The sequence below is a fragment of the Tepidibacter aestuarii genome, from assembly GCF_934924865.1.
GTDB lineage: Bacteria > Bacillota > Clostridia > Peptostreptococcales > Peptostreptococcaceae > Tepidibacter_A > Tepidibacter_A aestuarii.
In genome coordinates this window covers 1,282,300-1,296,705 of the sequence record NZ_OW235315.1, presented here as the reverse complement: position 1 = coordinate 1,296,705, position 14,406 = coordinate 1,282,300, and the positions used below count along the sequence as shown (strand labels likewise).

The 14,406-nt window shown below is 30.2% G+C and carries 12 protein-coding genes; 1 reads left to right on the top strand and 11 read right to left on the bottom strand.

Annotated features, from left to right (window positions below):
* Positions 1-11 precede the first annotated feature (11 nt).
* The 8 genes from M2214_RS06265 to gap form a co-directional block, all read right to left on the bottom strand.
* On the bottom strand, positions 12-1,358 hold the full coding sequence (locus M2214_RS06265) for a beta/alpha barrel domain-containing protein (protein WP_248483883.1): 1,347 nt from the start codon (positions 1,356-1,358) through the stop codon (positions 12-14).
* A gap of 458 nt (positions 1,359-1,816) precedes the next feature.
* Positions 1,817-2,716: a cysteine synthase A gene (cysK, locus tag M2214_RS06260; RefSeq protein WP_248483881.1), complete on the bottom strand. Its 900-nt coding sequence runs from the start codon at positions 2,714-2,716 to the stop codon at positions 1,817-1,819.
* A 373-nt stretch (positions 2,717-3,089) separates the two neighbouring features.
* A complete protein-coding gene (locus M2214_RS06255; RefSeq protein WP_248483879.1) occupies positions 3,090-3,470 on the bottom strand; it encodes a DUF1292 domain-containing protein in 381 nt (126 codons plus the stop codon).
* Positions 3,471-3,549: 79 nt separating this feature from the next.
* Positions 3,550-4,887, bottom strand: coding sequence for a CCA tRNA nucleotidyltransferase (locus M2214_RS06250; RefSeq protein ID WP_248483877.1), 1,338 nt, complete (start codon positions 4,885-4,887; stop codon positions 3,550-3,552).
* 44 nt (positions 4,888-4,931) lie between these two features.
* Positions 4,932-5,090: a rubredoxin gene (locus M2214_RS06245; protein ID WP_248483875.1), complete on the bottom strand. Its 159-nt coding sequence runs from the start codon at positions 5,088-5,090 to the stop codon at positions 4,932-4,934.
* A 138-nt stretch (positions 5,091-5,228) separates the two neighbouring features.
* Positions 5,229-6,338, bottom strand: coding sequence for a metallophosphoesterase (locus M2214_RS06240; RefSeq protein WP_248483873.1), 1,110 nt, complete (start codon positions 6,336-6,338; stop codon positions 5,229-5,231).
* Between the two features lie 10 nt (positions 6,339-6,348).
* Positions 6,349-7,257, bottom strand: coding sequence for a ribonuclease Z (locus tag M2214_RS06235; protein ID WP_248483871.1), 909 nt, complete (start codon positions 7,255-7,257; stop codon positions 6,349-6,351).
* 156 nt (positions 7,258-7,413) lie between these two features.
* The gene (gap, locus tag M2214_RS06230) at positions 7,414-8,442 is read right to left on the bottom strand and encodes a type I glyceraldehyde-3-phosphate dehydrogenase (RefSeq protein ID WP_248483869.1); all 1,029 of its coding nucleotides are present in this window, start codon (positions 8,440-8,442) and stop codon (positions 7,414-7,416) included.
* Between the two features lie 265 nt (positions 8,443-8,707).
* On the opposite strand from gap, the gene M2214_RS06225 reads away from it, so the two are divergent.
* The gene (locus M2214_RS06225; RefSeq protein ID WP_248483867.1) at positions 8,708-9,415 is read left to right on the top strand and encodes an ATP-binding protein; all 708 of its coding nucleotides are present in this window, start codon (positions 8,708-8,710) and stop codon (positions 9,413-9,415) included.
* A gap of 36 nt (positions 9,416-9,451) precedes the next feature.
* Here the strand turns inward: M2214_RS06225 and M2214_RS06220 are convergent, their stop codons facing one another.
* From M2214_RS06220 to hcp, 3 genes are all read right to left on the bottom strand, one after another.
* A complete protein-coding gene (locus M2214_RS06220; protein WP_248483865.1) occupies positions 9,452-10,837 on the bottom strand; it encodes an MATE family efflux transporter in 1,386 nt (461 codons plus the stop codon).
* A 133-nt stretch (positions 10,838-10,970) separates the two neighbouring features.
* Complete coding sequence (locus M2214_RS06215) at positions 10,971-12,533, bottom strand: methyl-accepting chemotaxis protein (RefSeq protein WP_248483863.1); 1,563 nt, start codon at positions 12,531-12,533, stop codon at positions 10,971-10,973.
* Positions 12,534-12,709: 176 nt separating this feature from the next.
* Positions 12,710-14,347, bottom strand: coding sequence for a hydroxylamine reductase (hcp, locus tag M2214_RS06210; protein WP_248483861.1), 1,638 nt, complete (start codon positions 14,345-14,347; stop codon positions 12,710-12,712).
* Positions 14,348-14,406 lie beyond the last annotated feature (59 nt).

Here is a 14,406-nt window from a genome sequence, read left to right as displayed (position 1 = left end):
ATTACCCCTCCTTAAACTGCTTGTGTTTTTTCTATTTTTTCTATATGCGGTAAATACATATAAGTTATTTTCTTTAACTCTTCATTTCTTATAACTGTAGTTCTTCCACCTGCATACTGATCTTCCACCCATCTTTTAATAGGATATATTCTTTCATCAGTCTTAGATATTTTTTGACCTTCACTCAGTCTAAAATAAGTATTAATCCAAGCTGCAATACCAGCTACTCCTGAGTATTGATTAACAGATACTACTATCGGTCTATTTAGTATTTTCTCAGTATCAAAAGAGTTGTATATTTCTACATCCTTTAATATACCATCAGCATGTATACCAGCCTTTGTTACATTAAATTCACTTCCTACAAATGGAGTTTGTGGATGGATATCATAATCCATCTCTTTTTGAAAATACTCACTAACTTCAGATAAAAGTTTAAGATTCATATTCTTAATATCACCCTTTAATTGTCCATAAGTTATCAGCATAGCTTCAATCGGGCAATTACCTGTTCTTTCTCCTATACCGAATAAGGTAGTATTTACAGAAGATGCTCCATACATCCAGGCTGATACAGAGTTTGTTACAACAGAGTAAAAATCATTATGCCCGTGCCATTCTATAGATTTAGACGGAACATTGCATTCATTTCTAAGTCCATGTATAATTGCAGGTACACTTCTTGGAAGAGATGTTCCTGTATAAGAAACTCCAAGACCTAATGTGTCGCAAGCTCTTATCTTTACCTCAACTCCAGATTCTTTTGATAAATCCATCAAAGATCTAACTAGAGGAACTACAAATCCATAAAAATCAGCTCTAGTTATATCCTCAAGATGGCATCTTGGTACTATTCCATTTTCAATAGCCTCTCTTGCAATATCTAGGTACATATTAAGAGCCTTTTCTCTTGTTGTTTTTAATTTTTTAAATATATGATAATCAGAGCAAGACATAAGCATACCTGTTTCTTTAATTTCCATTTCTTTAACTAATTTCAAATCTTCTTTCTTGGCTCTAATCCAAGAAGTAATTTCAGGGAAGCTATATCCTCTTTCCATACACTTTAAAACTGCTTTTCTATCCTTCTTTGAATAAAGAAAAAATTCAGATTGTCTAATAATTCCTGATTCATTATCTATCTTATGAAGATAATCATATAATCTAACTATTTGATCAACACTAAAAGAAGACATAGACTGCTGACCATCTCTAAAAGTTGTATCAGTCACCCATATATCATTTGGAAGTTCCATAGGAAGTAAAATATTATTAAACTCTACTCTAGGAATTTTTGAATACGGAAATACATTTTTAAAATAATTTGAATTAGATAAATTTACAATAGAACTCTTCATAACAACACAACCCCCTCAAAAGCATTTTTATATTTTTGAAATTTATATTTTAAGATATTTCATTTAGTTTATTTTTACATTCATCTTTTTTTATATAATTCTAATTCTATATTTATAACAATTCCTCATTTTTCAACATTTATGAGTGATTTTTCTTTTTTATTTGCAAATTATAAAATAATATAATCTATTTCAATTTTTCTTATTTATGATTTAATTCCCATGTCATATTTCATATTTTAACATGCTAACTCCATATTTACAAGTTAAAATGCAATTTTATTATATATAAATTTCATTTTATGTAAAAAAAAGATGTAAATAAAGTTATTTTCAACCTTATTTACATCTTGCAACCAACCAAATTTCATATATAAATTCTAAAGCAAATTACTCTGTCCTATAGCTATCACCAAAAACTCATCCTTTTAAGAATAAGTCTTTCAATAAATTTTTTCTTATAAAAGTCCTTCACTAAAATATCTCTCTGCTCTATCAGGAAGAATAGTCACTATTTTCTTATCCGGATATTGTTTTCCTATATTCATAGATGCCCACACATTAGCCCCTGCCGATATTCCGACCAAGCATCCACATACCTTTGCTAATTGTCTAGAAATTGAAATAGCATCTTCATCACTAACCTCTATAATTTTATCCATCATAGATGCATCTAATACATCTGGTATAAATCCATCACCTATACCCTGTATCTTATGAATTCCTGCACTATGCCCTTTTAGCGCAGATACTCCTTTAGGCTCAACTGCTACAACCATACAATTAGGATTTTTTTCTTTTAAATACCTTCCTATTCCTTGCAAAGTTCCTCCGCTTCCAAGCCCTGAAACAAATACATCCACATCTTCATTCATGTCTTTAAATATTTCAACCGCGGTTGTATTGTAATGTATCAATGGGTTGTTAATATTGCTAAATTGATTAGGAACGAATATATCATCATTAGCCTGTATTTGTCTTTTGACCTCATTTAAAGCACCTTCTACACTTTCCTCTTTAGGCGTTAGTATAAGTTCTGCTCCAAATGACTTTATAATTCTTTTTCTCTCCTCACTCATATTCTCAGGCATAACAATCTTTACCTTATATCCTTTTTGAACTCCAACCAAAGCTATACCTATACCTGTATTTCCAGATGTAGGCTCCATTATAGTCATACCTTTTCTTAATACTCCATCTCTTTCAGCTTGTTCTATCATAAACTTACCTATCCTATCTTTTATACTTCCTCCAGGATTTAAAAACTCAGCTTTAGCGTATATATTACTTTCAGTTAATTTGCTCAAATTTATAATCGGTGTATTTCCTATTGACTCTATAATATTATTTAATATCATATAAATCCCTCCAAATCTAATAACATTATATATATTTATTTAAATTAAGTTACATTATCTCATTATAACCATTTTACATTTTATACCATTCATTACTCTTATTCTATCATTATCATTTTGATAATTCAAGAATTATTTTTTAATCAATGTTATGCATAGATTGAAAGTTATATAATTTCCTTAAAAATAAAAAGGCGACTAATAGCTAATCTTAGCTATTAGTCGCCTTTTTTATAACAAATAGAAAACTATATAATTTTTAAATTGTTGATAATACTGATAGAAAAACTGCAATTACAACTATTTTTGAGCAACGGAGCCCATTAGGACTCGTTGGCGATATGAGCTATGCGATAGCATGAAGCGAATTTTATTAATCACATAAGTCATAAAATGCTTGTGATACTTTATTGAACTCACCGTCCTCTTCTATTTGTGCTAATTCTGGTCCTTCTTCAGTTTCTTTGTATTTATATATATACACATCTTCTGAGTTTTCAGGTAATAAAGATATGTATTCATTACCTTCTACTTCGAATATAGTCAATACTTTACAAGCTATTTCTTCTTCATCATCTAATGTTAAGTATATCATCTGAGCTTCTTCATGATCATGTTCATGATGTCCACCACATCCACACTCATGATTTTCTCCATGATCGTGTCCATGTCCGCCGCACCCACACTCGTGATTTTCTCCATGTTCGTGTCCATGTCCACCGCATCCACAACCGTGTTTTTTCTCATTACTCATATTAATTCACCCTCTATTCCATATATTTTTTACTATTACAGTATCTCACATTTGATTATGATTATCAAGTGAAAATTTACTATATATATTTTCTCACTTGATTTAGCAGATATTTTTTAGTGTTGAATTCTGGATGTTCTAGTATCAACTCATTCAACTCATTTAATATCTTACCTATTTTTTTGCCAGGCTTTATACCTAACTCAATTATATCATTGCCATTAATAGCTAAATCATTTACACATAACGGCTCTTTATGATCTATAATTTCTTTAATTTTATCTTTAAGTTCCAAAATAGCACCTATATCATCAGAATTTGCGCTAGATTTTCTATCAGCTATTTTTAAATCTATAAGATCAAATACATTGTCTGTTTTCGACCTGTTTATAAGCTTTTTTACAGATTTTTTATTTTCAATATTCGGCATGTTCATATGTTCTTTAACTAGTATACAAACATCCTCTATAGTTTTATTGTCAAACTTAAGCCTTTTTAATATTTTTTTAGTAAATCTTTCACCTTTTATATTGTGTCCATAAAAATGACCTACATCATTTTCATCCATACTAAAGCATGCCGGCTTTGCAATATCGTGAAATAAAGCAGCAAGCCTAGTTTTCATATTGCAAGGTGCATAATCTACAACAGACATAATATGATCAAATACGTCTTTGTCATGATAAAAATTTCTTTGGTCAAATCCAACACACTCATCAAGCTCCGGAAGAATGTATTTTAACAAATCTAATTCTTTGAGTATATTAAATCCTAATGAAGGTTTATCGGTAAGTAATATTTTGCACAGTTCTTCCCTTATTCTCTCATAACTAATATTTAAAAGTAGATGTCCTTTATCAGACATAGCATTCTTTGTATTTTCATCTAGTTTAAAGTTTAATCTAGTTGCAAATCTTATTCCTCTTAATATTCTAAGTGCATCTTCTTCGAATCTATTTGAAGGATCTCCAACACACTTTACGATTTCTTTGTTTAAGTCCTGTTGCCCTAAAAATGGATCACATAAACCATACTTATGATTGTATGCTATAGAATTGATAGTAAAGTCACGTCTTGACAAATCTTTTTCTATTTTATTAGTAAATTCTACATTTTCAGGACGTCTATTATTTTTATATTCTCCATCTATTCTATAGGTTGTAATCTCATAGTAATTATCATCTATCACCGCTGTTACAGTTCCATGCTTAAGTCCTGTTGGAATAGATTTTATGCAATTATCATGTAATATTTTCATAAGTTTTTCAGGCAGACAGTTCGTGGTTATATCCCAATCTTTTGGTGTATCATTTAGAAGAGTATCTCTTACACAACCGCCTACTATAAACCCTTCATAATTATTTTGATTTAATACATCTAATATTTTCTCAACTTCTACTGGTATATCTATATTCATAATCCTCACCTTTCTTATCCACTTATACCAGTTTAATACAAAATCTAAACTTCTTCAAATGCCATTTTAGGTTGATTACAAGTAGGGCACTTCCAATCATCAGGCAAATTCTCAAAACTAGTATTTTTTTCTATATCATGAGTCCAATCTCCTTTTTCAGGTTTATAGATATATCCACATACACTACATTTATAATTTTTCATAAGCATCCCTCCACTTGAGTTATACCCAATTATAAATTTTCAAAACCTCATTATACATTTTCTATAAATTGCTTATTTTATAAAATTAGTTTAACCAAAAAAGACTTATTGATAAATCAAATTTATCAATAAGTCTTTTTAGACCTTTTCTATCAAATCTTTTTTTATCCATCCGTACTCACTATTTAATCTAGCAAGTGCATAATCACCATATATACTTACAACATATATTATTTGTCCTCTATGAACAGTAAGATAATACTCTTGATAATCTTGGTTGCAGTAATATCCCTCATATCCCAGTTTTATTAGTTCGTTCTTTATATTAATAATTTCTCCTGTATCCATTCTTTTACACACGGAAAATTCTTTTTTTTGTTCTATAATCTCAATTCTATTATCAGGCCATCCTATTTTTCTAGGAATTTCCTTTGTTCCAAGCAAATCCTCTTTTACTATATATTTCTGAAATTCATCAGCACTTTCATTATAAATATCGTATTTATCATTTCTTTTTTCAATTATAAGAGCATTAATTTGAGCAATCTCTTTTACATTGTACCCACCATCAATACATATAATTTTTTTCTCAGTATCTATTATAGGATCGCAGTTAATAGTATAATCCTTATAATTAGATGCTGGCCAATGTCCTACAACTACAGTTTTACCACTCCTATTATCTTTTTTATAGAACTGTTCACAATATAAAAACGTCTTAAGACTTGATTTTTTCCAATTTTCCTTATCGCTTATACCTGCATGAACGAATATAAAATCATCAAACTCTAAAACAACATTTAACGACCCTAAAAACTCTATATCATCCTTATAATTTTGAAGTAATATGTCTTGCAAATCTTTTCCATCAATTTTATCAATATCTATATTTAATTCTTTAAGCCACTCATCAAATATACTTTTATGAGGCTTATACTTTATATATCTAATTAACTTTTGAGAATTATATTTTTGTAAAATCAGACTAGCTATGAACGCTTCACAGTTTCCGGCTAATATTATGACATTATCTTTTTTAGATAATTCTCTTATATATGAAAGAGTTTCTTTATTAAACTTACCTTTTTCGATAAAGTCTCCTATTATAACCAAATAATCATTCGATTTAAAATCTACTTTTTCAATTAATTTCTTGAATAAATCCAAACCACCGTGAATATCACTTACACTTATCAATCTAAAGTCTTTTTCTTCATTCAAACTTATTATTCTACTATTTAATGACATATCCCCCTCCTTAATCTGTAAATTTTAATTCCTTAACCATAAGTTCTTCGCCTATTGCAGAGTTTTGAAAAATATTTTTAGCTACATCTAAGAACTCATATGGATTTTGAAGTGCCGGACTAAAATGAGTAAGCCACAACTCTTTAACTTCTCCTTCTTTAGAAAGATTCGCCGCTTCTGAAAACAACATATGATTTGTATCTTCTATCTTTTTAGTATAAGTCTCATCTCCATGCATACCTTCACAAATAAATAAATCTGACCCTTTTATAAAATCCACAATTTCAGGAAGAGGCCTTGTATCAGTACAATAGCAAACTTTAAGTCCTTTCCTTCTATCTGAAAGTACCATATCAGGAGTATATATAATTCCATTATCCTCTATTATCTCTTCTTTTTGAAGTCTATTCCAGTATTTCATAGGGACATTCTGAATTTCAGCCCTATCTTTATCAAACTTTCTTCTCCTCATAACTTCAACACTGTACATCATACAATCAATACTATGCTTTACAGGCAATGAATTTATTACAAAATCCTTATGTTTATATTCAATTAATTTATCAGAAGTCTCAATAAGTTTTATATCATATGGAAGTTCAGGAGTTATAACCAAAAGGCCCTCTACAACTTTTTTTAGCCCTTGAGGTCCAATTAATATAAGTTCATCTTCTCTACCCGAATTCCCTATCGTGCTTAAGAGTCCAGGAAGACCAGCTATATGATCTGCATGATAGTGGGTAAAGCAAATTATATCTATATTTTTTAAACCCCACTTTAACTTTTTCAAAAGAATCTGAGTTCCTTCTCCACAATCCACAAGCACCATACTTCCGTTGCAACTTGCAATCATAGATGTAAGAAATCTATTGTAAAACGGCATAACACCGCCAGGTGCTAATAAACAAACATTCAACATTTAACCACGTCCTCATATTTATAATATATAGTTTTCCTATTTATATTATAATATATAAAAAAGTCTTTATTCTAAGAATTTAAAATAATACTCATTTAATTCCTTACATATAAAAAAGCACTTGTTTTGTAATTTACAAAACAAGTGCTTTTCTTATTAAGCGTTAGCTTTATTCATATTTCCAACTCTACCTATATGTGTTGCTAAATCTATAACTCTATTAGAATATCCCCACTCGTTATCATACCATGATACAATCTTTAACATATTTTTCCCAATCATCATAGTAGATAATCCATCAACTATAGATGATCTATAATCTTTCTTATAGTCAATTGACACTAATGGTTTGTCGCTATATCCTAGTATTCCTTTAAGTTCACCTTCAGAAGCTTCTTTTAATTTATTATTAACCATTTCAACCGTAACATCTTTTTCAAGCTCTATAACTAAATCCACAACTGAAACTACTGGCACTGGTACTCTCATAGCCATTCCATTTAATTTTCCACTTAACTCTGGTATAACTTTGCTTATTGCTTTAGCAGCTCCTGTAGAAGTAGGTATAATAGATTCCGCTGCCGCTCTAGCTCTTCTTAAATCCTTATGAGGAAGATCAAGTATTTTTTGATCATTAGTATAAGAATGTACAGTAGTCATAAGTCCTTTTACTATCTTAAATTCATCATTAATAACCTTAGCAACAGGTCCTAAGCAATTTGTAGTACAAGATGCATTGGATATTATATCATGCTTCTCTGGATCATAATCATTGTGATTCACTCCCATAACTACAGTTATATCTTCATCTACTCCCGGAGCCGAAATTATAACCTTCTTAGCTCCAGCTTTTATATGTTTATTACATCCCTCTCTATCTCTAAATATTCCAGTTGATTCTACAACAATATCAACTCCTAATTCTTTCCAAGGAATTTGTTCAGGATCTCTATGTGCTGTAAATTTAATTTCTCTATCACCTATTATGATTGAATCTTTAGTAGCTGTAACTTCTTCATCTAAAATTCCATATAAAGAGTCATATTTAAATATATGTGCATGTTTTTCAGGTCCACTAGTACTGTTTATAGCCACTATCTCTATGTCAGATTTTCTTTCTAACCATGCCTTTAAAACATTCTTTCCTATTCTTCCAAATCCATTAATTCCTACTTTAATACTCATTGCAAAACCCTCCATTTATGTAATAGTTAATAATATATGTTTTTCGGAATAACACATTCAACTTGCACAATCTCGATTAGTATGTATCTTTGCTTTATATGTGTTATACTTTTTACAGTTTACCATATTTATCTTACTTTGTATATACATAAATTTATTTTTTTTAATGAAAAATTATATTTTTTGTAACATTTGTTCTCTAATCAACTTAAAACATAGTGTATAATATACCTATAACGACATCATATTAAAGGAGGATTTGAAAATGAAAAGACAAATAATTGAAATAAATCAAGAAAAATGTATAGGATGCGGGTTATGCGCAAATGCATGTCACCAAGGTGCTATACAAATAGTAGATGGCAAAGCAAAGTTAATGAGTGATTCTTATTGCGACGGACTTGGAATGTGTTTACCAGCTTGTCCAGTCGATGCAATAAAATTAACAGAAAAGGAAACTGTAGAATTTGATCAGTCTAGAAAAGGATATGCAATTGCTAAGAAAAAACCCTCTGGAGGATGTCCTGGATCTGCAAGCAAAATATTAAAAAGTAATTCAGGATGTGGATGTAGCGGATCATCTCCTAAAGAAATAAATACTACTGAGTCTCAATTAAGACAATGGCCTGTACAATTAAATCTTGTAAGTCCTGCAGCTGATTTTTGGGATAATGCAGATATATTAATAGCTGCAGACTGTTGTGCATATTCTTATTCAAACTTTCACAATGATTTTATGAAGAATAAAGTTACTGTTATAGGATGTCCAAAGCTTGATGATAACCAACATTATATAGATAAGCTTACAGAGATATTTAGAACAAAAGATATAAATAGTATAACAGTTACAAGAATGTCAGTCCCTTGTTGTGGAGGATTAGTTCGTGCAGTAAAAGAGGCTATCTTAAATTCTAACACAAAAGCTTCATACAATGAATTTATAATATCAACAGATGGAAATATAATAAAATAATATAAAATAAAAGGTACTGGAATTTTGCCAGTACCTTTATATTTTAACTAATTCATTAATATTTATATTTTCTTCATTTTTTTCTCTTGTACTCATAACCTTCAATTCTTTAATCAGAAACACTAATGTAATTAGAGAAGATGAAAAATCTGATATAGGATATGCCATCCAAACTCCCTTAAGCCCAAAAAACTTAGGTAGTAATATAAGCATCGGTATTAATATAAGTACTTGTCTTGAAAGGCTAAGTACAATAGAAATTTTAGCTTTACCAATTGCTTGGAAAAAGTTCGATGTTACTATTTGGAATCCTATAACAGGAAGCATACATAAAAATATCTTAAGTCCATGAGTACCTATTCTAAGTATATTTTCATCTTTGCTAAATATGGATATCATAAGATTTGGGAAAAACTCTATAAATATAAATCCTGTTATACAAAGTGTAGATGCAGCACTTATTGCAAGTATCAAGCATTTCTTAACCCTATCCATTTTAACAGCTCCATAATTATATCCTATTATAGGCTGAGCACCTTGAGTTATGCCAAATACAGGCATTAAGAATATCATAGCTATACTTATAAGTATACTCATAGCACCTATAGCATAATCTCCACCATTCGCTTTTAGTGTATTATTTGCAAGCACATTCACAACACTTGCTGCAATTTGTATTAAAAATGGAGACATTCCTATCGCAAATATTCCTTTAACTATATTAATATCCATCTTCATATTCTTAACCTTGAGTTTCATAGAAGAGCTACCACTAAACATGAAGTATCTAAGAACCCATATAGTATTAAAACTTTGACCTATAACAGTAGCTATAGCTGCTCCTTTTATCCCCATATTCATCTTCATTATGAATACATAATCAAGTATTATATTAGTTATAGCTCCTATTAAATTTGTAATCATAGCAGTCTTTGGACTTCCATCAGAACGAATAGATGCGTTAAGACCAAATCCAACTGCATTAAATACTGCACCTGCAAGTATTATAAATATATAGTCTTTAGCATAATCAAATGTTACATCACTTGCCCCAAATAATCTTAGTAAAGGATCTAAAAAACCAATACCAACAATAGTTACCAAAATAGAAATAATACTTAAAAGTATAAATGTATTTCCAAGTATTTTCTCAGCTTCATCATGCTTTCTTTCCCCGAGTCTGATAGATATTAAGGCCGATCCACCAATACCTGCAAGCATTCCAAATGCCATTATTATTGTAGTAAATGGTAAAGTTAAACCTACTGCTGATATCGCAATAGCCCCTACCCCTTTTCCTATAAAAATCCTGTCTACAATATTGTATAATATGTTAATTAACATACCTATAATTGCAGGAAGTGAAAATTCCATAAGTAATTTGCCTATATTTTCAGTTCCAAGTCTTTTCTGTTTTTCCATAAATACACCCCCTATTTAGTTGTACGCACATTTTTTCATAATAAGTATTATATATAATATTAGTTGCTTTTGCAACTATCACGCAAAAAAACTATACTCATCATTATATGAGTATAGCCTTAAACGTTCTACCCTATATGTTTAATACAGATCGCAATGATAAGGATACGCTAATTACCCCTCCACTTTGGTATGGAATATGTAAAAACTTATACATTTCATCATCATGAGCTCTTTTTCTAATAGGAGTTGCTGCGTATCCTTCCTTTAGTTTTGAAGCCTTATACGATACAGGGTCTATCTCAAAAGAATCAAGTCCTACTCCACCGTCATCAGAACACTGCTTTATTATTCCCGAAGAATCTACTATGTATATATCATCTATATTAAGATTGTTAGAAAGCTTTTTGAGATCTACATTTTCATATTTATCAATATGCTTTTTTATATCTAAAGCTTTATTGTACATATATACGTCCATTGTATTTTGAGCAAAATTTTGTTGGAGATTATTTGCACAATCCTTTAAAGAATTTATATTCTCAACTATTTCTCCAAATGAACTATTCATTTCTTCTACAATAGCGTTAAACTGTTGACACTCAGATGCATTTTCCTCAGATATACCCTGAATAGTTTCAACCGACTCTATAACTTTTCCAGTATATAAACCTATTTCTTCCATATTATCGTCAATTGTCTTTATTTGATCCTTTGTTTTAACTGTACTATTAGATATTTGCTCGAATGACTGCTCAGCTTTTTGTGCTACAATTATACCTTCATCTATCTTATTTATTCCATATGACATCTCCTGTGTTAATTCATACATTCTATGTTTTATTTCTTCAATAACCTCACTTATTTTCTCAGAAGCATTCTGTGATTGGTTTGATAGTTTCCCAATTTCAGTAGCTACAACCGCAAAACCTTTTCCATGTTCCCCAGCTCTTGCTGCTTCTATAGATGAATTTAGTGCAAGTAAATTTGTATGCTCAGTAATTCCCTTTATTATATCCGAAAACTTTTCTATTTCAGAAAAACTCTCTATAAAATTATTTAAGTTATTATTATACTCAATCATAATATTTCTTAAAGTGTCAATAGACTGTTTTGTTTTTCCAATGTTCTCATTTCCTTCTTCAGTGAGTTTTACAGATACATCAGTTTGATAACCTATATTTTTCAGCTCACTTCTTATTCCATCTATATTACTTCCAACACCCTCTATATTACTAAAAATACTGTTTATAGATTCCATTTGTGTTAAAGAACCAGATGCTATTTCTTCACTTGTTTCTGCTATATGATCAGTTGATTCTTGCATATTTCCAACCATATCTGCAACTTTATCAGATTCAAGTGCAAGTTCTACTGATAATTTAAGTCCTGATTTAGAAGTCTCTTTAGTATTATTAAAAAACGTTTGAAAAGCTGATGTAATTTCTTCATCAGAATCATTACCAAATTGATAATCATAACGTCCTTCATTTATAATTCCTATCATATTTTTAATTTTTTCTATTTTCTCTTTATAAATTACTTTAAATATTATACATGAATATGATAAAGTAAATATAATATTTACGCTTACTCCGAATAAAAAATTGTCTTTGTTCAAAATTACTGTGTTGATTAATAAAATAAAAATTAAATAAATTAGCGAAATAATACTACTTATTAGTCTGTTCTTCATTTTAGTCCCCCTCTTTATTTCACCTTAAGTTTTATAAATAATTATATCAATTTTCGTTATGATTTTCAAACATATTCATGCTAATTTTGTATTTATAACCAGTATACGCACATATGTTGTCTTTCCTTGTCATTCCAAATAAAAAAAACGTAGCTATTTAAATAGCTACGTTTTTTTTAACCTTGCATAAACATTTTCACATCATCTTCTACGTTAGTAATTCCAGCTATTCCAAAGTTATCTACTAATACCTTAGCAACATTTGGAGATAAGAATGCAGGTAGTGTTGGTCCTAAGTGAATATTTTTAACTCCTAGATATAATAGTGATAATAAAACTATTACAGCCTTTTGCTCATACCAAGCTATATTATAAGATATAGGTAAGTCATTTACATCATCAAGTCCAAATACTTCTTTAAGTTTTAGAGCAATTACTACTAATGAATATGAATCATTACATTGTCCTGCATCTAATACTCTTGGTATTCCTCCTATATCACCTAAATCAAGCTTATTATATTTATATTTTGCACATCCAGCAGTTAATATAACTGTATCATTTGGTATAGCCTTAGCAAAATCTGTATAGTAGTTTCTTGATTTTGCTCTACCATCACAACCAGCCATTACAAAGAATCTCTTTATAGCTCCAGATTTAACAGCGTCTACAACCTTATCAGCAAGAGCTAATACTTGGTTATGAGCAAATCCTCCAACTATTTCTCCTGTTTCTATCTCGGTTGGAGCATCACACGTTTTAGCCATCTCTATTATCTCACTAAAATCCTTATGTCCATTTCCATCAGCATCTACATGCTTGCATCCAGGTACTCCTGAAGCTCCTGTTGTAAATAATCTTTCCTTATACGAATCTTTTGGAGGAACTACACAGTTTGTAGTCATTAATATAGGTCCATTGAATTTCTCAAACTCATCAGTTTGCTTCCACCATGCATTTCCGTAGTTTCCTGCAAAATGAGAGTACTTTTTAAACTCTGGATAATACTGTCCAGCAAGCATTTCACTATGAGTATAAACTTCTACTCCAGTTCCCTCTGTTTGTTTAAGTAGCATTTCTAAATCTTTCAAGTCATGTCCTGATATTAATATACCCGGTTTATTTCTAACACCAATATCAACCTTAGTTATCTCTGGATGTCCGTATGTTCCTGTATTAGCTTTGTCTAATAATGCCATTCCATCAACACCATATTTTCCAGCTTCCATAGCAAGTGCTACTAAATCATCAGCAGTTAAGCTATCATCAAGCGTTGATGCTAAAGCCTTAGCCATAAAACCATGAACGTCTTCATTATTGTATCCTAAATTCATAGCATGCTTCATATAAGCTGATAAACCTTTTAATCCATAAATAATAAGCTCTCTTAAACTTCTCATATCTTCATTTTCTGTTGCTAATACACCAACAGTTTCTGCCTTTTTATCAAACTCTTCTTCTGTAACTGCAGACCAATCAGTTGCATCACCAGTTATATTACCGCCAGCCGCTTCAACCTTAGCCTTTAATTCTTCTCTTAATCTTAAAGTTTCTTTAACTCTATCTAAAATAGTTTTTCTATCAAAGTTAGCGTTAGTTATTGTAGTAAATAAGTTTTCAGTTATATACTTATCTACTTTAGGATCAATAACTCCTACCTTTCTTCCCTCATTACTTACTATCGCAAGTCCCTTACTTACATAAACTAATAAATCTTGTGCCTTTGCCACTGATTCATTCTTACCACATACACCTCTTACTGTACACCCTTTACATCCTGCTGCCTCTTGGCATTGATAACAAAACATACTCATTATTATTCCTCCTTATTTTTTCATTTATATAATCTTTAAGTAATTTTCTTATGTTGTGT

Coding starts and splice junctions, on each gene's coding strand:
- M2214_RS06215 (WP_248483863.1), bottom strand. CDS start 12,533: ATGAAGAACAGACTAATAAGTAGTATTATTTCGCTAATTTATTTAATT.
- cysK (WP_248483881.1), bottom strand. CDS start 2,716: ATGATATTAAATAATATTATAGAGTCAATAGGAAATACACCGATTATA.
- M2214_RS06225 (WP_248483867.1), top strand. CDS start 8,708: ATGAAAAGACAAATAATTGAAATAAATCAAGAAAAATGTATAGGATGC.
- M2214_RS06245 (WP_248483875.1), bottom strand. CDS start 5,090: ATGAAAAATTATAAATGTAGTGTATGTGGATATATCTATAAACCTGAA.
- hcp (WP_248483861.1), bottom strand. CDS start 14,347: ATGAGTATGTTTTGTTATCAATGCCAAGAGGCAGCAGGATGTAAAGGG.
- M2214_RS06220 (WP_248483865.1), bottom strand. CDS start 10,837: ATGGAAAAACAGAAAAGACTTGGAACTGAAAATATAGGCAAATTACTT.
- M2214_RS06235 (WP_248483871.1), bottom strand. CDS start 7,257: ATGTTGAATGTTTGTTTATTAGCACCTGGCGGTGTTATGCCGTTTTAC.
- M2214_RS06265 (WP_248483883.1), bottom strand. CDS start 1,358: ATGAAGAGTTCTATTGTAAATTTATCTAATTCAAATTATTTTAAAAAT.
- M2214_RS06250 (WP_248483877.1), bottom strand. CDS start 4,887: ATGAATATAGATATACCAGTAGAAGTTGAGAAAATATTAGATGTATTA.
- M2214_RS06255 (WP_248483879.1), bottom strand. CDS start 3,470: ATGAGTAATGAGAAAAAACACGGTTGTGGATGCGGTGGACATGGACAC.
- gap (WP_248483869.1), bottom strand. CDS start 8,442: ATGAGTATTAAAGTAGGAATTAATGGATTTGGAAGAATAGGAAAGAAT.
- M2214_RS06240 (WP_248483873.1), bottom strand. CDS start 6,338: ATGTCATTAAATAGTAGAATAATAAGTTTGAATGAAGAAAAAGACTTT.